The organism is Sphingobium sp. SA2, from assembly GCF_032227065.1.
GTDB lineage: Bacteria > Pseudomonadota > Alphaproteobacteria > Sphingomonadales > Sphingomonadaceae > Sphingobium.
In genome coordinates, this window is record NZ_JAPMXX010000006.1 from 875,107 (window position 1) to 895,000 (window position 19,894).

Here is a 19,894-nt window from a genome sequence, read left to right on the forward strand (position 1 = left end):
TCCATCGTCTCCCAGTCCGAGGGGTGTCGATCGCCACGATCGACAAAACAACAGAGGAACCTGATCATGTCGAATTCACCGATTTCGGCCGCGCCTTTGCGCGGCCTGACCCTGGCTGCCGTCAGCCTGTCCGCGCTTGTCGGCGCACAGGCTTTGGCCCAGACCACCACGCAGGTCGCCCCGCGCATGGCCACCGTCACCTTGCCCGCCGATGCCGGGCAGACCATGACCGTTCCCGCCGAAGCCGCGCCCGCGACCGTCCCCAACCTGACGCGCGACAATGGCGCGCCGATCGGGGCCAACCGCAACAGCAAGACCGCAGGCGACCTTGGCCCGGTATTGCTCGAAGACACCACCCTCATTGAAAAGCTCGCCCGCTTCGATCGCGAACGTATCCCTGAGCGCGTCGTCCACGCGCGCGGCACCGGCGCGCATGGCGTCTTCCGCGCCACCGCCGACATCAGCGACCTGACCCGCGCCTCGCTCTTCACGGCGGGCAAGGAAACCCCGGTCTTTGTGCGCTTCTCCTCCGTCATCCACCCGTCGGGCAGCCCCGAAGGCCTGCGCGACCCGCGCGGCTTCGCCACCAAATTCTACACTGATCAGGGCAATTGGGATCTGGTCGGCAATAACCTGCCGGTCTTCTTCATCCGCGACGCCATGCAGTTCCCCGACATGGTGCATAGCCTCAAGCCCTCGCCGGTCACCAACAAGCAAGACCCGAACCGCTATTTCGACTTCTTCTCGAACACGCCTGAATCCACCAATATGCTGACCCAGCTCTATTCGAACCTGGGCACGCCTTCCTCCTATCGCACCATGGACGGCAATGGCGTCCACGCCTTCAAACTGGTGAATGCGCAGGGCAAGGTCACCTTCGCCAAGTTCCGCTGGATCAGCCGCCAGGGCGTCAAGAATCTGACCGGCAAGGATGCGGGCGCGGCCCAGTTCAACTTCCTGACTGACGATCTCTATCGTGAAGTCGGTAAGGGCAATTTCCCGACCTGGGATCTGATGGTGCAGACCATGACCCCCGAACAATTTGCAGGCCTCGACTATAATCCGTTCGACGATACCAAGGAATGGCTCGACGTGCCCTTCCGCAAGATCGGCGAGATGACGCTCAACAAGATGCCGGCCAATTATTTCGAATTCACCGAACAGTCGGCCTTTGCGCCGTCCAACATGGTGCCCGGTATCGAAGCCTCGCCCGACCGTATGCTCCAGGGCCGCCTGTTCAGCTATGCCGACACGCAGCGCTATCGCGTCGGCGCGAACGTCCTGCAACTGCCGGTCAACAAGCCGCTGGCCCCGGTGGTCAATAATTCGCAGGATGGCGTGATGGACGCGACCGGCTCGACCTCGAACGTCAATTATTTCCCGGCGATGGTGCAGAAGCAGGCAGCGGCCGAATATGGCCAGTCGACCTACACCATCAACGCGACGGTCGATACCAAGCCGATCGAGAAGACCAATAATTTCGCGCAGGCAGGCATTTTCTATCGCGCTCTCTCGGCCAAGGACAAGGCCGACCTGATCGCCAACCTCGCAGGCGATCTCGGCCAGGTCACCTCCGACCGCACCCGCACGATGATGGTCAGCTATTTCTACCAGGCCGACAAGGACTACGGCACCCGCATCGCCAAGGCGGTCAACGTCCCCATGGCGGAAGTGACCAAGGCGGTCTCCGAATATGAAGCCGCCTATCCGCAACAGCGCCTGACCGTGCGTTAAGGCACAAAGAAACACCGTTCGCCCTGAGCCTGTCGAAGGGCCCTTCCTTCTTTCCCTATGTAAAGAAAGGAGGGGCTTCGACAGGCTCAGCCCGAACGGATCTTTTACACAATAAGGCTGACTAGCGATGCTCTCCCTCCTCCTCGCCACAGCGCTGGCCACCGCAACCTCCGCGCCCGACGCGCTCCCCACCCCCGAACGCCGCCAGCAACTCTTGTTCGACGCCGCCCGACTCGGCCGTACCGACATGATCACGCCGCTCGTCAAGGCAGGCGTCGACCTTAACGCCACCGACGCCCGCGGATTCACCCCGCTCATCCTCGCGGCCTATAATGGTCAGGCGGACACGCTCGACGCACTGATCGCCGCCGGTGCCGATGCCTGCAAGCCCGACGAATCGCAGGGCAATACCGCGCAAATGGGCGTCGCGTTCAAGGGCAATGACGCGATCGCCGCTCGGCTTCTGACCGCAGGCTGCGACGTCAACGCCCGCAACAAGGCGGGGCAAACCGCGCTGATGATGGCGGCGCTCTTCGGCCGCAGCGCCCAGGTCGCCATGCTGGTGAAAGCCGGTGCCGATCCAGCGCTTGCCGACGCCTCCGGCCGCACCGCCAAGGCCGTCGCGCAGGGCCAGGGCAATGACGCGATGGTCAAACAACTCGACGCCACACCATAACCACCATTTGGCGGGAATAGCATACAAAGCCTGTTCCACGTGAAACAGAAGATGGCGCTATTTCAGCATCTTCCGATCAGCCAATGCGGACATGGAGCGACAGTGGACGGGGCGGCGAACCACCCCCGTCCACTGTCATTTTCGCAAACCAATGTCCGTTTCGCTGTCCGTTTTAGACGTCCAGATTGGCGACGTTCAGCGCATTGTCCTGAATGAACTCGCGCCGCGGTTCGACGACTTCGCCCATCAGGCGGCTGAAAATCTCGTCGGCAATATCCGCCTGCTCGACCTCGACCCGCAGCATCGACCGGTTGTCGGGGTCCAGCGTGGTTTCCCACAGCTGCTCGGCATTCATCTCGCCCAGCCCCTTGTAGCGCTGGATCGCCAGCCCCTTGCGCCCGGCCGCCAAAATCGCTTCCAGCAATTCGCTCGGCCGCGTCACCAGCGTCATGCCCTTGGCCGGTGCCGCAGGCAGGTCGTCGTCGCCCGCTTCCTCGGCCGCCATCGCCGCCTTGGCCGTCACCAGCCGGGCAGGGGTCAGATAGCTTTGCGATTCTTCGCTCGCCAATGTGTGCAACTTGCGCGCCTCGGCCGACCCGACGAAGCCATGTTCGATGACATGATGGTCGGTCACGCCGCGCCACAGCCGTTCGAAATGGAAACCGCCTTCTTCGGCGATCCGGCCGGTCCATTTGCCCTCGGCATCCTGCGCGCCCATCCAGGCAACGGCAGCGGCCAGTCGGGTTGCCTGCTCGTCCTGCGACAATTCGGGGTCGAGTGCCCCGGTCAGGCTCAGCGCCTCGATGATCGCCGGGTCATAACGGCGGGGGACGTAGCGCATCACCGCGCGCATCCGCCGCGCATGATCGACCAGGCTCTTGAGGTCATTGCCGGTCCGCGTGCCGGCTGGTCCCTCCAGCACCATCGATTCGACACCATTATCGACCAGATATTGCTCCAGCGCGGTATCGTTCTTCAGATAGAGTTCGCTGCGGCCCCGCGTCGCCTTATAGAGCGGCGGCTGGGCGATATAGAGGTGCCCGCCCTCGATGATCTGCGGCATCTGGCGATAGAAGAAGGTCAAAAGCAGCGTGCGGATATGCGCGCCATCGACGTCCGCGTCGGTCATGATGACGATCTTGTGGTAGCGCAGCTTTTCCAGGTTGAAATCGTCGCGAATGCCCGTGCCCATCGCCTGGATGAGCGTGCCGACTTCCTTGGACGACAACATCTTGTCGAAGCGCGCGCGCTCGACGTTCAGGATCTTGCCCTTCAGCGGCAGGATCGCCTGATTATGCCGGTTGCGGCCTTGCTTGGCCGAACCACCGGCCGAATCACCCTCGACCAGGAACAGTTCGGACTTGGCCGGATCGCGCTCCTGACAATCGGCCAGCTTGCCGGGCAGGCTGGCAATATCCAGCACGCCCTTGCGCCGGGTCAGTTCGCGCGCCTTCTTGGCGGCCTCGCGCGCCGCAGCGGCGTCGATCACCTTCTGGATGATCATCTTGCCATGCGCCGGATTTTCCTCCAGCCACTCGGCCATCTTGTCGGCCATCAGGCTTTCGAGCGGTTGGCGCACTTCGGAACTGACCAGCTTGTCCTTGGTCTGCGACGAGAATTTGGGATCGGGCAGCTTGACCGAGACGATCGCGGTCAGCCCTTCGCGCATATCTTCGCCGGTCAGGCTCACCTTCTCCTTCTTCAACATGCCCGACTTTTCGGCATAATTGTTGAGGGTGCGGGTCAGCGCCGCGCGGAACGCCGCCAAATGGGTACCGCCGTCGCGCTGCGGGATATTATTGGTGAAGCACAGCACATTTTCATAATAGCTGTCGTTCCACTCCAGCGCGACTTCGATGGTCACATTGTCGCGCGTGCCCGAAATGGCGATCGGCTCCGGCATCATCGCCGATTTGTTGCGATCGAGATAGCTGACAAAGGCCGCGATGCCGCCCTCATAATAAAGTTCGACCGTCTTGCTCTCCTCATGCCGCGCGTCGGTCAGGAACAGGCGCACGCCGCTGTTGAGGAAAGCCAACTCGCGATAGCGATGCTCCAGCTTGTCGAAATCATAGTCGGTGACATTCTTGAACGTGTCGGTCGAGAACATGAAGGTGACCTTCGTGCCCTTCTGCCCCGGCGCGGCTGGCCCCAGCACCTTGAGCGGCGCTTCGGCATCGCCATGGCGGAACCGCATCCAATGTTCCTGGCCATCGCGCCAGATGTTCAGCTCCAGCCAGTCGGACAGCGCGTTCACCACGGACACGCCCACGCCATGCAGGCCGCCCGATACCTTATAGGCATTGTCGTCCGACGTATTCTCGAACTTACCCCCGGCGTGCAACTGGGTCATGATGACCTCGGCCGCCGACACGCCTTCTTCGGTATGGATGCCGGTCGGGATGCCGCGGCCATTGTCCATCACGCTGACGGAGCCATCGGGGTTCAGCGTGATGTCGATCCGGTCGCAATGCCCGGCCAGCGCTTCGTCGATCGCATTGTCGCTGACCTCGAACACCATATGGTGCAGGCCGCTGCCATCATCGGTATCGCCGATATACATGCCCGGCCGCTTGCGGACCGCATCCAGACCTTTCAGCACCTTGATGCTGTCGGCGCCATATTCGTTGCTGTTCGGGGAGTTTACGGGTTCTTCGCTCATAGCCCAGCCTATAGGGAAAGGCGGGCTGAAACTAAAGCGAAACATGGCCCCTTCCCCCCACCAGCCTGCCGGTCTATCCCGTCTCCATGGTCCGAACCCTTGCCCTCATCCTGATGCTCGCCGCCTGCTCCGACAGCCGCGAGGTGCTGGACGAATTGCCCAACAGTTCACTCGCCGATGCGCCGCGCTCGGAGGTCTCCGAAACCCGCATGGATACGCCATCCGCCCGGCCCGTGACGATCGGCGAAGACGGGCCTCGGCTCGACGCCTGCGGTGGCCTTGGCCAGGTAAGCCGCAGCGGGGCAGGGGGGCTGCCCCTGCTCGCTGCACCGTTCGCCGATGCCAAGGTGATCGCACAACTGCCCGAAGGCCAGCGCGCCTATATCTGCACCCGCAGCCTCGACCAGAAATGGCTGGGCGTCGTCGTGCAGCCCGCCGCGCCCGCCGACGGTGCCGCCGCCGCGCCTGATTGCGGCGTGTCCTCACCCGTGGACCGCAAACAACCCTATGACGGCCCCTGCGTCAGCGGCTGGCTCGCCAGCCCCTATATGCGGCTGATCGGCGGGTAAAATCCGCGGCTTCACCAACCGCCGTTCGCTTCGAGCGAAGTCGAGAAGCGCTGCGCACCGCCTTCTGTCTCGCTCACTCGATGCCGGTAAACACCAGCTTCTGCACCCGCCGCCCGGTATTCACCTCGGTCGTATAGATGTTGCCTTCGCTATCGGTATCGATGCTGTGTAGCCAAGTGAACTGTCCCGCCTGCCGCCCGATCCGCCCGACCGCGCCCAGCACTTCATGCGTCTTGCGCAGCAAAATCCACACCCGCCCGTTCATCATGTCGGCGACATAGAGATAGGTCTGCTCCGGGTCGGGCGAGAAGGCGATGTCGGTCACGGTATGCGTGCCTCCGGTTTCGAGGGCGATGGCGAGATCGCGGACGAAAGTCAGCGCTCCATCCTTGCCGCGCTTGAACAATTGGGCCCGGTTGTTGTTGCGGTCGCACACATAGACATGCCCGTCCTTCGTCGGCACCACGCAATGCACGATGTCGCCGAAGATTTCTGCCTTGGGATTGGCCACCTTGCTGGGGTCGACCGCATGGCTCTGGTCGAACGTCCCCTCGCGGGTCGGCGCGATCGGCGGCTTGCCATAGGCGCCCCAACGCCCCTCATAACCGTTGGTCTTCGCGTCGAAGCCGATCACCCGGCGGTTCACATAGCCGTCCGACACCAGCACCATGCCATCGACCTGATGCACGTCGGACGGATTGCCCAGCCGGTCGGTCGCATCATTGCCCTTGGTCTCGCCCCGCTTGCCAAAGGCGCGCAGAAATGTGCCGTCCGCGCTGTAGTTCAGCACGACATGATCGTCCTTGCCATTGCCGCCGAACCAGACCGTATTAGCCTGATCGACGAATATGCCATGCAGGCTGGCGGGCCACTGGCTGACCCCATCGACGCTCGGCGCACTCGCCGCGCCACCCCAGCCGCCCATATAGGTGCCATCCTTGCCGAACCGCACCACCGGCGGCGCAGGCTTGCAGCAGACCGCAATCGGCGGCGTTTGCGCCAATCCCGTGTCGGTGCCGGTCAGCGAATGAGGCCGATGCACCACCCAGACCATATCGTTCGGCCCCACCGCCACGCCGCTTACCTGCCCCAGCAACAGGTCGTCCGGCATCGTCGGCCAGGCCGCATCCACCTTGAAGCGCGGCATTTTCGTGCCAGCCGGCGCGATCTGCTCGAATGCCAGCGGCGACAGGGCAGGCGGTGAGGGCGCAGCGGCGCTCAGCATCAAAAGAAGGGCGCAGGCAAGGACGGGGCGCATGGGGTCAGGCTCCTGGGATCAACGGGTTGGCGGGATCATGCCCATCTGATCCGGCAGGTCAACGGCGCAGGCAAGTTCGGCGCAACTGGCCTTTCCCATCAGGGCCATTGCGCGGTAAATGGCATGGCATTGCTCCCCAAATGGAACGCTAGGCCATGTCCACTTCGCATCTTCGCCCGCCCTCGCTGTTGCGCCTGCTCGGCGCCTGGCGCGCACTGGATAGCGCCCAGCCTGCCTATCGCCAGCTTGCACAGGCGCTGCGGATGCTGGTGCTGGACGGCCGGATCGGCCTCAACGTCCGCCTGCCCGGCGAGCGGGAATTGGCCGCCGCGCTCGGACTCAGCCGCACCACCATCGCCGCCGCCTTCGATCGGCTGCGCGACGAGGGCTATCTCGAAAGCCGCCAGGGATCGGGCAGCGTCACGCGCCTGCCACCCGGCGACGCGCCCGCACCGCCAGCCGACGACGACATCGCCAGCGGCGGCAACCTCCTGAACTGGACCCATGCCGCGCTCCCCGCCGCACCCGGCGTGGCGCGCGCCTATGTCGCCGCGCTCGACGCGCTGCCCGCGCATCTGGGCGACCTTGGCTATGATCCGCTTGGCCTTCCGGTGCTGCGCCGCGCGATCGCCGCCGACTATGAACGGCGGGGTTGCCCCACCAGCCCGGACCAGATCATCGTCACCAACGGCGCGCAGCAGGGTTTTTCGCTGCTCCTGCACTGGCTCGCCGGGCCGGGTGACCGCGTCGTCATCGATCATCCGACCTATCATAATGCGATCCAGGCGTTGCAACGCGCCCATGTCGTGCCGGTGCCCGTGGGCCTGCCGACCCAGGGCTGGGATATCGACGCGATGGACGCGGCCTTCCGCCAGACGGCCCCGCGCTTTGCCTATATCATCGCCGATTTCCACAACCCCACCGGGCGCAGCATGGACCCGGCCACCCGCCGCGCGCTGGTCGCGGTCGCCGCGCGCAGCCACACGCCGCTGGTGATCGACGAGACGATGGCGGCGATGGGCCTCGATTTCACGGCCCCGCCGCCGGTCGCGCTGCATGATCCGTCGGGGCGGCAGGTCATCACCATGGGTTCGGCCAGCAAAATCTATTGGGGCGGCCTGCGCACCGGCTGGATTCGCGCTGACCCGCAGACGATCGCCGCGCTCGCCCGCCTGCGCACGACGACCGACATGGCCAGCCCCGTCCTCGAACAGCTCGCCGTCGCGCATCTGCTGGATGCGGGCGAGGGGCTTGGCACCCGCGCCGCGATGCTGCGCGACCGGCGCGACCATCTGCTCGGCCTGATCGACCGGCATCTGCCCCATTGGCGGGTCGAAGCGCCTGCGGGTGGCCTGTCGCTTTGGGCGCAACTCCCCCGCGCCGAAGCCACCGCACTCGCCGCGCTCGCCGAAAATCTCGGCGTGCGCGTCGCGCCGGGACCGCGCTTCGGCGTCAGCGGCGCGTTCGAACGCTTCCTGCGCCTGCCCTTCACTCTGTCCGAAGAGCAACTCGCCACCGGGATCGAACGCCTCGCCGAAGCCGACGCCCGCCTCCACGCCCGCCTGCCCAGAAGCCGCGATTCGCTCGCGCTCGCGCTGGAAGCGGACCGATTGATCTGAGGGGGTAATGAGTAGATGCCCCTTCTCCCCGGCGGGGAGAAGGATACGCAGCCTTGGTGCCGCAGGCACTTAGGCGAAGTTGGATGAGGGGGCTCGACGCTGCCGCTTGTCTGCCAACAAAAAGGCCGCGCAGGTCACCCCGCGCGGCCTCTTGCTTAGCTCTAGCTCAAAAGCCTCAGCCTGCCTTCGCCGCCTGATAGCGGGCAATGGCTTCCAGCGTGATCTGCTTGGCATCTTCCGCGCCGCCCCAGGTGCCGATGCGGACCCACTTGGTCTTTTCCAAGTCCTTATAGTGGGTGAAAAAATGCTCGATCTGCTCCATCACGATGCCGGGCAGGTCGTCCTTCTCGCTGATGTCGGCATAATAAGGGAAGGTCTTGTTGTCGGGCACGCACACCAGCTTCTCGTCGCCGCCGGCCTCGTCTTCCAGGTTCAACACCGCGATCGGGCGCGCGCGCACGACCGAACCGGGGACGAAGGGCGAGCGCGCGATGACGAGCGCGTCGAGCGGATCGCCATCGGGCGACAGTGTGTGCGGCACGAAGCCATAATTGGCAGGGTAGCGCATCGGCGTATGCAAAATGCGGTCCACGAACAGCGCGCCCGACGCCTTGTCGAATTCATATTTCACCGGCTCGCCGCCAACCGGCACTTCGATGATGACGTTCAGGCTGTTTGGCGGATCGTCGCCCACCGGGATCAGTTCGATATTCATGGAAACGCCTTTTGCTACGATGATGCGCTACGGGTGATTATGTTCTCGGCTTGAGCAGTCGGTCGAGACTGCCTTCACCCTCTCCTGTCTTTTCGAGGCGCGGATAGCGCAGCCCGCCCGAATAATCGAGTGACAATGTGCGGTAATATTTATCCTGCTTTAGGATGATCTGGATCGACTGCTTGGCCTTGATTGCCGCCTTCCAAACGTCGCCGGAAAATTCGTCGCCATTGACCGCCACGATCTTGGCACCGACCACCAGCCCGGCCTTGAACGCTGCACTATCCCAGATGACGGCGCTGATATCGCCGTCATTCTTGACGATCGCGCCCAGGCCAAAGCTCTGGTCGACCATCTTGTTCGCGCCCTCGGCCGCCTTGGTGATGGCGTTCGGTTCGTCGCCATAGACCAGCTTATAGCCGCCCAGGATGAAGCCGCCCTTGGGCGTTTCCTTGGTCGGGCTGTCGACATAGGTGCGGAAGAAACCGGCCCAATCATAGGGCGCGATGCCGTTGAGCGTGTCGATCACCTCCTGGCGATTATAGACGAGCTGACCCCAATCGCCCGGCTTCACGCCGAAAAAGGCCTTGGCGAAATCGTCCAGCCCCTTGGTGCCGCGCGTCGCCTTCGAAATGATCGCATCGGCTTCCAGCCAGATCATCAGCCCTTCATTATAATAATCCTCCGACCGCTGCCAACTGGCCCAGCCCTTGGGCCGCCGCGCGGAGATGATCGGGTCATGGGTGGTATCTTCCATCGGCCGCCACTGCCGACCGACATTGGTATCGAGCTTCGCCGCGATCTGAGCATAGGCGTCCAGCGTTTCCTGCTTGGTGAACATCCCCGACCGGGCACCCAGCACATAGCCCCAAAATTGCGTCTGCCCTTCATAGACCCACAGCAGATTATCCTGCATCGGCGTGCGGAAATCCGGCGTCCACAGCAAATCTGGGCGGCGGAACTTGCCGTCCCAGCTGTGGGTGAATTCATGCGGCAACAGGTTGCGGTCCAGCAGCGCCTCGCCCGACTCCCATTTCTTGAAATAGCCCGGCTCGACCTGATTTTCCGAGGAGCGATGATGCTCCAGGCCAATGCCGCCCATTTCGTCGGTCAGCGCCAGCAGGAAATCATAATGGTCGAAATGATAGCTGCCGAACAGCGCGCCCGCTTCATCGACCAGCTTCTTATGCTTGGCCATCTGTTGGGGTTTGTATTCCATCTCATCGGCATCGTCGGCGACGATGTTGAGCGTCACATTCTTGCCCAGGTCCACCGCCTTGAAATAGCGGCCCGCAAAGACCGGCGAATCCTGCAACGCTTCATAATCAATCGTCTCATAGGCGACGCGGTTGCCGCTCTTGGTGCCGCGCAGCGCGGTCGCCGCCTGCCAGCCCGCCGGATAGGTGACGGTCGCCTGCACCGGGATCTGCCGGGTATAATAGCCCGCCGGGTAGAGCGAGACGCTTTCCCATTGGATGTTCAGCATCTTGGGCGTGATGACGACGCGGCCCTGATTGGGCTGGGTCGCGGACAGGAACTGGAATTGCGCCACGACTTCGCGCGCGCCCTGCGGCACGTCGATGATGAAGCCGAAGACGTTGAGCGGATCGCGCTTCCACGCCACCGGCTGGCCATTGGCGGTGATGGTCAGCCCCGTCAGCTTCTCGATCTGCCCGCGCGGCGCGTGATTGCCGGGCAGCCAGGCGGGCATCAGCAGCGTCATCGGCCCGCTGGCCGCAACGGGAATCGTTTCCTTCACGCGAAAAATGCGCTGGGTCGTGTCGCTCGCATCGACCTCCAGCTTGATGGTGCCACCGGGATAGGGCACGTCTTTTGGGGCAGGGGTCGCGTCATTGACGGGCAGGGCGGTCGGCTTGGACCGGATCGCCTCTTGCGCGAAAAGGGGGCTGACAATCGCGGTCGAAAGGCCCGTTGTCAGGAAAAGGGCGGCAGCAAGGCTGCGGATCATGAACATCTCCGAAAATGCAGTTTGGGCCGGACGGCCCTCATGCCCGCACAATGGCGTCGCTACGCGGGCGCGTCCACCCCTTGATGCAGGCGCGCAAAAAGCGCGTTTCCTTGGGGGCCAATTGCGGTTAAAGGCCCATCCCCATGGCTAAAATCGAAACGCCGCGTCCGGTACGCGGCACGCAGGACATGCTGGGCGGCACCACGGAAGCGTTCCAGGAACGCTTCGCGCATGTGGTCGCGACCTTCGACCGGGTGCGCAAACTCTACGGATTCCAGCGCGTCGAAGTGCCGGTGTTCGAATCCACCGCCGTCTTTGCCCGGTCGCTCGGCGAAAGCACCGACGTCGTGTCGAAGGAAATGTACACGTTCGAGGATCGCGGCGGCGACAGCATCACCCTGCGCCCCGAATTTACCGCCGGGATCAGCCGCGCCTATATCACCGAGGGCTGGCAGCAATATGCGCCGCTCAAGGTGGCAACCCATGGCCCGCTATTCCGCTACGAACGCCCGCAAAAGGGCCGTTTCCGCCAGTTCCACCAGCTCGACGCCGAAATCATCGGCGCGGCCGAGCCGGGCGCGGACGTGGAATTGCTGGTCATGGCCGACCAGTTGCTCAAGGAACTGGGCATCGATGACGGCGTGACGCTGACGCTCAACACGCTGGGCGATGCCGCCAGCCGCGACGCCTGGCGCGCCGCGCTGATCGCGCATTTCGAGGCGCATCGTGGGGAATTGTCGGAAGACAGCGTCGATCGCCTGCAGCGCAACCCGCTCCGCATCCTCGACAGCAAAGACCCGCGCGACCGCCCGGTCGCCGACAGCGCGCCCGACATCGACGCTTACCTCACCGACGAAGCCCGCAGCTTCTTCGACAAGGTGACGAGCGGCCTGGATGCCGCTGGCGTCGCCTGGGAACGCAACGCGCGCCTCGTGCGCGGCCTCGACTATTACCGCCACACCGCTTTCGAATTCGTAACGGATCGCCTGGGCGCGCAGGGCACCGTGCTGGGCGGCGGTCGCTATGACGGGCTGATCGAAAATCTGGGTGGCAAGCCGACGCCCGCAGTCGGCTGGGCGGCAGGGATCGAGCGGCTGGCAATGTTGGTAGAGCAGCCGACTAGAGTAGTCCCAGACGTCGTGGTTTTGTCAGAGAACGAAGAGTCTGAGTTGGCCACCATTTCTATTGTTAAAGCCTTACGGTCAGGTCAAATCAAAGCAGTTTCGGACTTCAAGAAACCATCCGGAAAATCGTTCGACAGGGCTACCAAAGTTGGTACGCCGTTCATCCTACTCGTAGACACAAAGCCAAATGTAACGAGCGGTTTTGCTAACGTAAGAATAAAAAATTATGCCGGGATATCCGACGCCACGAGGAAGCTGCGGAGTGCTGTGATTGCTGCGTTAGAAGCGGATTTCGTTGTTCAGCCGTTTTTGATGCATACCGACAACCCGGATTCGACGATGGAGTGGACGCTGCATCGAATTGCGCCTGACGCCTAATGCACATCTCGCCTGAATGCGCCTCCCTCACCCCGTTCGCCCTGAGCTTGTCGAAGGGCCATTCTTCTTCCGCCTGCAAGAAAGGACGGGGCTTCGACAAGCTCAGCCCGAACGGATTTAGGGGCAACACTTAATGCACATATCGCCTGAACGCATCGCGCAGATCGAGGCGCGCCGGGATGAGGTGCAGGCGTCGATGACGCGCGCTGACCTCGCCCCCGATGCGTTCGTGCGCCTGTCGAAGGAATATGCCGAGATCGAGCCGGTCGCCCGCGCCGCGCATGAGGTGCGCCGCCTGCGGCAGGAACTGGCCGCGCTCGATTATATGGCGGGCGGGGTCGACGCCGATGCCGACCCGTTGATGCGCGAAATGGCGCAGGAGGAAATGCAGCTCCTCAAAAGCCAGCTGCCCCAGGCCGAACGCGCGCTGGCGCTGCAACTGCTGCCCCGCGATTCCGCCGATGCCCGCCCCGCCATGCTGGAAATCCGCGCCGGAACCGGCGGCGACGAAGCCGCGCTGTTCGCCGGCGACCTCTTCCGCATGTATCAGCGCTATGCCGATACGCAGGGCTGGAAGATGGAGCAGATGACGGCCAACGCGTCCGAAGCGGGTGGTTTCAAGGAAATCGTCGCCTCCATCACCGGCACCGGCGTCTTTGCCAAGCTCAAGTTCGAAAGCGGCGTCCACCGCGTCCAGCGCGTCCCCGTCACCGAAAGCGGCGGGCGCATCCACACCAGCGCGGCGACCGTCGCCGTCCTCCCCGAACCGGAGGAAGTCGACGTCCAGATCGCGGATGGCGACCTCAAGATCGACATCTACCGCGCTAGCGGCGCAGGCGGCCAGCACGTCAATACGACCGACTCCGCCGTCCGCATCACCCATTTGCCCAGCGGCCTCGTCGTGATTCAGCAGGACGAACGCTCCCAGCACAAGAATAAGGCGAAGGCGATGCAGGTATTGCGCGCCCGCCTCTACGAAGCCGAACGCCAGCGCACCCAGAGCGAACAGGCCGGCGCGCGCAAGGCGATGGTCGGGTCAGGCGACCGCTCCGAACGCATCCGCACCTATAATTTCCCGCAAGGCCGCGTCACTGATCACCGCATCAACCTGACGCTGCACCGCCTGCCCGAAATTCTCGAAGGGCCGGGCCTTGCCGAAGTCATCGACGCGCTGATCGCCGAAGACGAAGCCGCACGGCTGGCGCAACTGGACGGGGTGGGGTGAGCATCGCGCCTGCGCTGCGCGAGGCTACGGCCCGTTTGAGCGCGACCAGCGACACAGCGCGGCTCGACGCCGAATTGCTGATGGCCCATGCGCTGGGCCTCTCGCGCGCCGACATGCTGCTGCGCCAGCGCGACCTGGCGGTCCCCGCCGCCTTCGCCGCATTGCTCGACCGCCGCCTGAACGGCGAACCGATCGCCTATATCAGCGGCATGCGCGATTTCTGGACGATCAGCCTGACCGTCACGCCCGACGTGCTGATCCCGCGCCCCGACAGCGAAACGCTGATCGAGGCGGCGGTCGCGCATTTTGCGGGGCGCGCGCCTGCGTCCGTTCTCGACCTCGGCACTGGCTCCGGCGCGCTCCTGCTCGCGGCCTTGAGCGAATGGCCGACCGCGCAAGGCTTGGGGATCGATGCCTCGTCCGGCGCGCTTGCCGTCGCGCAGGGCAATGCCGTGCGGCTGGGCCTGGCGACGCGCGCGCAATTCCGCCTCGGTGATTGGGGGCAAAGGGTGGACGGCCCGTTCGACCTCCTCCTCATCAACCCGCCCTATATCGCGCGCGACGCGGCGCTCGCGGGCGATGTGCTGCGTGAACCGGGCAGCGCGCTGTTCGCGGGCGACGAAGGCCTGGACGATTATCGCCGTATCGCCCCCGACCTGCCGCGCCTGATCGCGCCGGGCGGCATGGCCGCGATCGAGATTGGCCATGACCAGCGCCTTGCCGTTACGGCGCTGCTGGAGGGCGTCGGCCTTGCCGTGCGGCCGTTGCGCGATCTGGCCGGGCTGGACCGCTGCCTGGTCGCCACCCGATGATTAACGATGATAAAGCCGAATTTGCTTGGTTTATCCCATGAAAGCCATTACATCGGGGTCAGGAACAGCACGCTCCGGCGACATGACCCTTTTAGGTCATTGATGGAAAAGCTGTTTTCTAGCTCCTTAAAGTCATGATGGCGCTGCTGCGCGGCACCTCTGGCATTGGACGGCATAGGCCAGATAATGGCCTATGTCCTGCGGAGCTATATCCGGCCCGATGAGCGGGTCGCGCTTGGGGATGGCGACGGAACAGTGTTTTCAGCCAAGGTTATGACAGCGAACACAAGGATCATATCTTGATCAACAACCGGCAGGCCGGTCGCCGCAATCGCGGCCGGAATAATAACGGACGTCCCAACACCAACAATCGGGGCGGGGGCGGCGACAGCGGCAACCGCATCGACAATCGCGCCCGTGGCAATGCGACCCAGCTTCTTGAAAAATACAAGAATATGGCGCGCGATGCCCAGATGTCGGGTGATCGGGTCAACGCCGAATATTATCTCCAATTCGCTGACCATTATTTCCGCGTCCTGGCCGACAATCGCGCCCGGCAGGAAGAGCAGCAACAGGGCCAGCCCCAGCGCCAGCGTCGTCCGGACGAAAATTTCGACGAGGATGGCGATGATTTCGAGGGCGTCGCCGACGGTGTTGACGAATTCCGCACCGACAATTCGTCCTACGACCGCACCCCGCGCGAACAGCCCGGTTTCGATCGCGCCCCGCGTGAGCAGAATGACCGTAACGATCGCAATGACCGTAACGACCGGGCCCCGCGCGAGCAGGGCGACCGGCCCCAGCGCGACTATGCCGATCGCGGACAACGCGACCAGGGCGACCGTCCGCAACGCGATCAGGCCGACCGCGCACCCCGCGACTTTGGGGATCGTGCCCCGCGCGACCAGAATCGCCGCCAGGACGAACCGCGCGAGGATCGCAATGCCCGTCGCGACCGTCCGCGTCGCGATCGCCCCGTCGCCGCCGAATCGCAGGCTCCGGTAGAGCAGGCCGCCCCCGCGCCCCAGCCCGTCGTTGAACAGGCCCCCGCGCCTCAGCCCGAAGCCGAAGCGCCGCGTCCCCGCCGTGGTCGCCCGCGCAAGGTCGTGCCCGAAGCCGAACAGGCTAACGAAAGCCTCGACCTGGCCGTCTTGCCGCCCGCAATCGGTCGCGCCGACAATGACGGTGAAGCCGAAGCGCCCAAGAAGCGCACCCGCCGCACCCGTCCCGCGACGGAAGCGGCCGAATAAAGCCGTACAGCGGTTCTACCGGACCGAAAAAGGGGATGGCGCAGCCCATGCGCCATCCCCTTTTCATGCCCGCTTTCCAAGCCCGTCGCGATCCGGCACAAGGCACCGGCGTTCCGACCGGAGAGATGCTGCCATGCCCCGCTTGTTCCTGCTTGCGCCCCTGCTCGCTCTCCTGCCCGCCGCCGCGCTGGCGCAAGACGGGACCGATCCGACTGCCGCCTCGGCGCAGGGCGACGTGGCCGTCACCATCTACAATAATAATCTCGCGCTGGTGCAGGATGTGCGCCAGCTTGCCATCCCCGCCGGGGTCAGCCGCATCGAATTTCCCGATGTCTCGGCGCAAATCCGCCCCGAAACCCTGTCCTTCGCCGCCGATGGCGCGTCGATCGTCGAACAAAATTTCGATTTCGATCTGCTCTCCCCTGCCAAGCTGATGGAAAAGGCGATCGGCCGCACCGTCACCATCGTCCGCACCAATCCCGCCACCGGCGCGGAACAGCGCGAACAGGCCAAGGTGCTGAGCGTCCAGGGCGGCGTCGTGCTGCAAATCGGCCAGCGGATCGAGATTTTGCGCGACGATGGCCTGCCGGTGCGCGTTATCTTCGACAAGGTGCCCGCCAATCTGCGCGCGCGCCCGACCCTGTCGGTCACAGTGGACAGCGCCCGCGCAGGCACGCGCGCGGCCTCGCTGCGCTATCTGACGCCGGGGCTCGGCTGGGCGGCGGATTATGTCGCGCTGTTCGATGCCAAGGCCGGGCGGATCGATGTGCAAGGTTGGGTCACGCTCACCAACACCAGCGGCACCAGCTATGACAATGCGCGCACGCTGCTGGTCGCGGGCAGCGTCGGTCAAAGCCAGGGCGGCTATCGCCCGCAACGTGCCGCCGCCCTTCGCCGCGCCGGAACCGAAACTGCCCCGCGCGAGCAATTGGGCGATTTCTACCTCTACCCCATCGCCGCCCGCACCCGCATCGCCGATCGCCAGACCAAGCAGGTCAGTTTCCTCGACGTTCAGGGCGTGCCCGCCCGCGCGGGCTATGCCTATCGCAACGGCTGGCTCGCCAGCAGCGAAGAGCCGCAAAGCGTCCGCAGCGTCGTGCATTTCTCGACCGCACGGGCAGGCGGCCTTGGCGACGCGCTGCCCGCCGGAACGGTGCGCTTCTATATGAAGGATGCCGGCGGTGCCCCGCAGTTCATCGGCGAAAACCAGGTCGATCATACGCCGATGGGCAGCGATCTGGCGCTTGCCACCGGCGACGCCTTCGACGTGAAGGTCAAGCCCGTCGTGGAACAGCGCGAGCGTGTCTCGAACAGCAAATGGCGCAGCCATATGCGCTACGACCTCAGCAATGCGAAGGATCAGCCGGTCACCGTCGAACTGACCCAATCGGGCCTCGACTTCGCCTATAACGATACCCGCATCGTCAGCGAAAGCCTGCCGTCGCAGCGGATCGACAGCAATAGCGCGCGCTGGCAAGTGACCGTGCCTGCCAACGGCACCACCAGCCTCACCGCCATTTTCGAAACCCGCTACTGACGGCCCGCGCATGCGCCGCTGGCTGATCCTGCTGCTGCTCGCGATGACGGGCGCGCCCGCGTCTGCGCAGACGCTTATCGTCTCGCCCGGCGCGCAATCCCGCTCGGTCACCGTCTATCGTGATCCCCAACGCGGCGAGGGGAGCATCAACGCCCGCTTCCCCACCGGCTTTGCGCTTGTCACCGAACAGCGGCGCATCACCCTCCCGCCCGGCGATTCGACCATCCGCTTCGAGGGGGTGGCCGACGGCATGATCGCGGTCAGCGCGGCGGTGACCGGCCTGCCCGGCGGCGTCATCCAGAAAAATCGCGACGCCCGGCTGCTGTCGCCCGCCAGTCTGACGCTTGGCGCGCTGGGCAAGGCCGTGCATCTGCGCCGCACCGATCCCGCGACCGGCAAGGTGGTAGAGCAGGACGCCATCGTCCGCTCCACGCCCGACCAGGCGCTGGTCATCGAAAGCGCGGATGGGGTAGAGGCGGTGCGCTGTTCGGGCCTGCCCGAAACGCTGATCCATGACACAGTCCCGTCCGACCTGTCCGTCACCCCCACCTTGTCGATCGACACGCAGAGCGATCGGGCGACCCAGGCCGATGTCACGCTTACCTATCTCACCACCGGGTTCGATTGGGCAGCCGACTATGTCGCCCGAATCGCGCCGGACGGGCAAACGCTCGACCTGTTCGCCTGGCTGACGGTCGCCAACGGCAACAGCGTCGCCTTTCCCGACGCGCGCCTGCTGGCGATTGCGGGACGACTCAACCGCACATCGGATTATGACGCGCTCGGACGCGCGCCGGACGCCCCACCGCTTTACCTGAGTTGTTGGCCCGAACCGAGTTATGACGGGGAGGATGACGAGATGGTATATGGCATGGCTCCCCCGCCACCGCCGCCGCCTCCCCCGGCTATGATGGCGGCCCAGGAAATCATGGTGACGGGTCGCCGCGTCGCAACGCAGGAGGAACTGGGCGACCTCAAACTCTATCGTGTGCCGATGACGGTCGACCTGAACCCCAACGGCCAAAAGCAGGTCGCCCTCCTGCATCAACGCGCGATCGCCTTCACCACTGTTCATACCGCGCGGTTGTCGGCGCAGGGCGAGGCCAGCGAGGGCGGCCCGCTCACCCGCACGCTGCGCTTCACCAACCGGCGCGAAAGCGGGGCAGGGGTGCCGCTCCCGTCCGGCGGCCTCTCGCTGTTCGCGATGCGCGGGGTCGAATCGCTGTTGCTGGCGCAGGCGCGAATGCGTGACCAGGCGATCGGTGACAAGGTAGAGATCGCCGCAGGTCAAAGCCCGCACTTGCGCTACGAACGCTCCTTCGATGACAAAACGCAGCGATACGGTCTTCGGCTGATCAATAGCGGCACCGAACCGCTGGTCGCGGAAATCATCGTGCAGGATGACGAAGCCAACCGACTCGTCGGATCACGTCCGCGTCTCGTCCGTCGCGATGGGGCTTGGCTATGGGCGGTCACCGTGCCCGCGCAGGGAACGGCCCAACTCGACTACCGCCTGCGGACGCCCCGCTGACGATCAGGTCGCGGGCAAGGGGCGCGGCCGGTGATTCTCATCCAGCGCGACGAAGGTGAACAGGCCGCTGGTCAAATCGACCTGCTCCTGCTCCGCCCCGCGCGTCGCCACCACATCGATGCGGATGGCGAGCGAGGTCCGCCCGCGCCGCTCCTCATGGGCATAGACCGACACGACATCGCCCAGCAAAATCGGCGTGATGAACTTCATGCTTTCGATCGCGACGGTCGCCACGGCCCCCTGCGCGATTCGATGCGCGACGATGCCGCCCGCAATATCCATCTGGCTCAGCACCCAGCCGCCGAAAATATGGCCATTGGCGTTGATGTCGGCGATGCGCGGCATGACGCGCAATACCACATCGTCGCGCTTGTCAGTCATCCAGCGGCACCTCGTCCTTCAACCGGTCCATCACCTGCTCGTCATGGCCGGTGCCATGCGACAGGAAGGCGAGCGCCATCAGCCCCGTGCCCAGCATGAAGGTCAGCCACACCCCCAATATGGTCGCGATGATCATATGGATCGGCATGGTTTCCGACCGATAATAGAGAAAGAGCAGCGCCAGCGCGGTGCAGGCCGCCCCGCCCAGCGCCATCCACGCCATGATGCGGCGAAACCGGGTCCAGGCCACGGCGGCGATCTGCGGATCATCGAGCGCTTGCTTGCGTGTCATCCCTTTTCTTTGGCCCGCGAAAGTGGGATCATCAAGCGCCTGAACCAAATTATAGGGCAGAAGGAGAGCAGCCATGACGATTGCAGCGATTTTGCGGGGCAAGGGGGGCGATGTGGTCCAGGTGCGGTCCACCGATACGGTGTTGTCCGCTGTCCAATTGCT

Annotated in this window: 17 protein-coding genes (1 of these 17 cut by a window edge); 11 read left to right on the forward strand and 6 right to left on the reverse strand. The window is 64.3% G+C overall.

The genetic code is table 11. The annotated features are described in order from the left end of the window. The first annotated feature begins 66 nt into the window (after positions 1-66). Both OVY48_RS11865 and OVY48_RS11870 read left to right on the forward strand, forming a co-directional pair. The gene (locus OVY48_RS11865; protein ID WP_313922986.1) at positions 67-1,734 is read left to right on the forward strand and encodes a catalase; all 1,668 of its coding nucleotides are present in this window, start codon (positions 67-69) and stop codon (positions 1,732-1,734) included. Positions 1,735-1,861: 127 nt separating this feature from the next. Beyond that, a complete protein-coding gene (locus OVY48_RS11870) occupies positions 1,862-2,410 on the forward strand; it encodes an ankyrin repeat domain-containing protein (RefSeq protein ID WP_313922987.1) in 549 nt (182 codons plus the stop codon). 172 nt (positions 2,411-2,582) lie between these two features. Here OVY48_RS11870 and gyrB read toward each other — a convergent pair whose 3' ends face one another. After that, positions 2,583-5,072, reverse strand: a complete 2,490-nt coding sequence (gene gyrB, locus OVY48_RS11875; protein WP_096063302.1) for a DNA topoisomerase (ATP-hydrolyzing) subunit B — start codon at positions 5,070-5,072, stop codon at positions 2,583-2,585. 86 nt (positions 5,073-5,158) lie between these two features. On the opposite strand from gyrB, the gene OVY48_RS11880 reads away from it, so the two are divergent. Further along, positions 5,159-5,641, forward strand: a complete 483-nt coding sequence (locus OVY48_RS11880) for a hypothetical protein (protein WP_313922988.1) — start codon at positions 5,159-5,161, stop codon at positions 5,639-5,641. A gap of 73 nt (positions 5,642-5,714) precedes the next feature. Here OVY48_RS11880 and OVY48_RS11885 read toward each other — a convergent pair whose 3' ends face one another. Beyond that, complete coding sequence (locus tag OVY48_RS11885; RefSeq protein WP_313922989.1) at positions 5,715-6,899, reverse strand: hypothetical protein; 1,185 nt, start codon at positions 6,897-6,899, stop codon at positions 5,715-5,717. A 155-nt stretch (positions 6,900-7,054) separates the two neighbouring features. On the opposite strand from OVY48_RS11885, the gene OVY48_RS11890 reads away from it, so the two are divergent. Beyond that, positions 7,055-8,518 carry a PLP-dependent aminotransferase family protein gene (locus tag OVY48_RS11890; RefSeq protein ID WP_313922990.1) on the forward strand — a complete coding sequence of 488 codons (1,464 nt, stop codon included), beginning with the start codon at positions 7,055-7,057 and terminating at the stop codon, positions 8,516-8,518. Between the two features lie 175 nt (positions 8,519-8,693). Here the strand turns inward: OVY48_RS11890 and ppa are convergent, their stop codons facing one another. Together ppa and OVY48_RS11900 are read right to left on the reverse strand one after the other, a co-directional pair. Next, positions 8,694-9,233, reverse strand: coding sequence for an inorganic diphosphatase (gene ppa, locus OVY48_RS11895; protein WP_037473364.1), 540 nt, complete (start codon positions 9,231-9,233; stop codon positions 8,694-8,696). Positions 9,234-9,270: 37 nt separating this feature from the next. After that, positions 9,271-11,202, reverse strand: a complete 1,932-nt coding sequence (locus tag OVY48_RS11900; RefSeq protein WP_313922991.1) for a peptidase M61 — start codon at positions 11,200-11,202, stop codon at positions 9,271-9,273. Positions 11,203-11,345: 143 nt separating this feature from the next. On the opposite strand from OVY48_RS11900, the gene hisS reads away from it, so the two are divergent. The 6 genes from hisS to OVY48_RS11930 all read left to right on the forward strand — a co-directional run bounded on the left by hisS (position 11,346) and on the right by OVY48_RS11930 (position 19,059). Further along, positions 11,346-12,704: a histidine--tRNA ligase gene (gene hisS / locus OVY48_RS11905; RefSeq protein ID WP_313922992.1), complete on the forward strand. Its 1,359-nt coding sequence runs from the start codon at positions 11,346-11,348 to the stop codon at positions 12,702-12,704. Between the two features lie 133 nt (positions 12,705-12,837). Continuing rightward, positions 12,838-13,929 (forward strand): peptide chain release factor 1, encoded by a 1,092-nt coding sequence (gene prfA / locus OVY48_RS11910; protein ID WP_037473367.1) that lies wholly within the window; start codon positions 12,838-12,840, stop codon positions 13,927-13,929. Further along, entirely contained in the window at positions 13,926-14,741 is an 816-nt protein-coding gene (prmC, locus tag OVY48_RS11915) for a peptide chain release factor N(5)-glutamine methyltransferase (RefSeq protein WP_313922993.1), read from the forward strand. The genes prfA and prmC overlap by 4 nt, the downstream gene beginning before the upstream one ends. A 299-nt stretch (positions 14,742-15,040) precedes the next feature. Next, positions 15,041-15,991 (forward strand): DUF4167 domain-containing protein, encoded by a 951-nt coding sequence (locus tag OVY48_RS11920; RefSeq protein WP_313922994.1) that lies wholly within the window; start codon positions 15,041-15,043, stop codon positions 15,989-15,991. A 133-nt stretch (positions 15,992-16,124) separates the two neighbouring features. After that, positions 16,125-17,528 (forward strand): DUF4139 domain-containing protein, encoded by a 1,404-nt coding sequence (locus tag OVY48_RS11925; protein WP_313922995.1) that lies wholly within the window; start codon positions 16,125-16,127, stop codon positions 17,526-17,528. Between the two features lie 10 nt (positions 17,529-17,538). Continuing rightward, positions 17,539-19,059 carry a hypothetical protein gene (locus OVY48_RS11930; protein ID WP_313922996.1) on the forward strand — a complete coding sequence of 507 codons (1,521 nt, stop codon included), beginning with the start codon at positions 17,539-17,541 and terminating at the stop codon, positions 19,057-19,059. A 3-nt stretch (positions 19,060-19,062) separates the two neighbouring features. On the opposite strand, the gene OVY48_RS11935 is transcribed toward OVY48_RS11930, so the two are convergent. Together OVY48_RS11935 and OVY48_RS11940 are read right to left on the reverse strand one after the other, a co-directional pair. Continuing rightward, complete coding sequence (locus OVY48_RS11935) at positions 19,063-19,440, reverse strand: acyl-CoA thioesterase (RefSeq protein ID WP_037479585.1); 378 nt, start codon at positions 19,438-19,440, stop codon at positions 19,063-19,065. Continuing rightward, a complete protein-coding gene (locus tag OVY48_RS11940) occupies positions 19,433-19,732 on the reverse strand; it encodes a hypothetical protein (protein ID WP_037479592.1) in 300 nt (99 codons plus the stop codon). Before OVY48_RS11940 ends, OVY48_RS11935 begins: the two co-directional genes overlap by 8 nt. A 73-nt stretch (positions 19,733-19,805) precedes the next feature. Here OVY48_RS11940 and OVY48_RS11945 point away from each other — a divergent pair, with 73 nt between their 5' ends. Then, positions 19,806-19,894 carry the 5' portion of a CBS domain-containing protein gene (locus OVY48_RS11945; protein ID WP_037479586.1) on the forward strand. Its footprint extends 340 nt past the window's final position, so 89 of the gene's 429 nt are visible here — the first part of the coding sequence; it begins with the start codon at positions 19,806-19,808; the stop codon falls past the right edge of the window.

Bases quoted from the DNA above. Each gene is read 5' to 3' on its own strand.
- OVY48_RS11890 (WP_313922990.1), top strand. From the start codon at position 7,055: ATGTCCACTTCGCATCTTCGCCCGCCCTCGCTGTTGCGCCTGCTCGGC.
- OVY48_RS11935 (WP_037479585.1), bottom strand. From the start codon at position 19,440: ATGACTGACAAGCGCGACGATGTGGTATTGCGCGTCATGCCGCGCATC.
- OVY48_RS11880 (WP_313922988.1), top strand. From the start codon at position 5,159: ATGGTCCGAACCCTTGCCCTCATCCTGATGCTCGCCGCCTGCTCCGAC.
- ppa (WP_037473364.1), bottom strand. From the start codon at position 9,233: ATGAATATCGAACTGATCCCGGTGGGCGACGATCCGCCAAACAGCCTG.
- OVY48_RS11930 (WP_313922996.1), top strand. From the start codon at position 17,539: ATGCGCCGCTGGCTGATCCTGCTGCTGCTCGCGATGACGGGCGCGCCC.
- OVY48_RS11885 (WP_313922989.1), bottom strand. From the start codon at position 6,899: ATGCGCCCCGTCCTTGCCTGCGCCCTTCTTTTGATGCTGAGCGCCGCT.
- OVY48_RS11900 (WP_313922991.1), bottom strand. From the start codon at position 11,202: ATGATCCGCAGCCTTGCTGCCGCCCTTTTCCTGACAACGGGCCTTTCG.
- OVY48_RS11865 (WP_313922986.1), top strand. From the start codon at position 67: ATGTCGAATTCACCGATTTCGGCCGCGCCTTTGCGCGGCCTGACCCTG.
- OVY48_RS11940 (WP_037479592.1), bottom strand. From the start codon at position 19,732: ATGACACGCAAGCAAGCGCTCGATGATCCGCAGATCGCCGCCGTGGCC.
- hisS (WP_313922992.1), top strand. From the start codon at position 11,346: ATGGCTAAAATCGAAACGCCGCGTCCGGTACGCGGCACGCAGGACATG.
- prfA (WP_037473367.1), top strand. From the start codon at position 12,838: ATGCACATATCGCCTGAACGCATCGCGCAGATCGAGGCGCGCCGGGAT.
- OVY48_RS11870 (WP_313922987.1), top strand. From the start codon at position 1,862: ATGCTCTCCCTCCTCCTCGCCACAGCGCTGGCCACCGCAACCTCCGCG.
- OVY48_RS11925 (WP_313922995.1), top strand. From the start codon at position 16,125: ATGCCCCGCTTGTTCCTGCTTGCGCCCCTGCTCGCTCTCCTGCCCGCC.
- gyrB (WP_096063302.1), bottom strand. From the start codon at position 5,072: ATGAGCGAAGAACCCGTAAACTCCCCGAACAGCAACGAATATGGCGCC.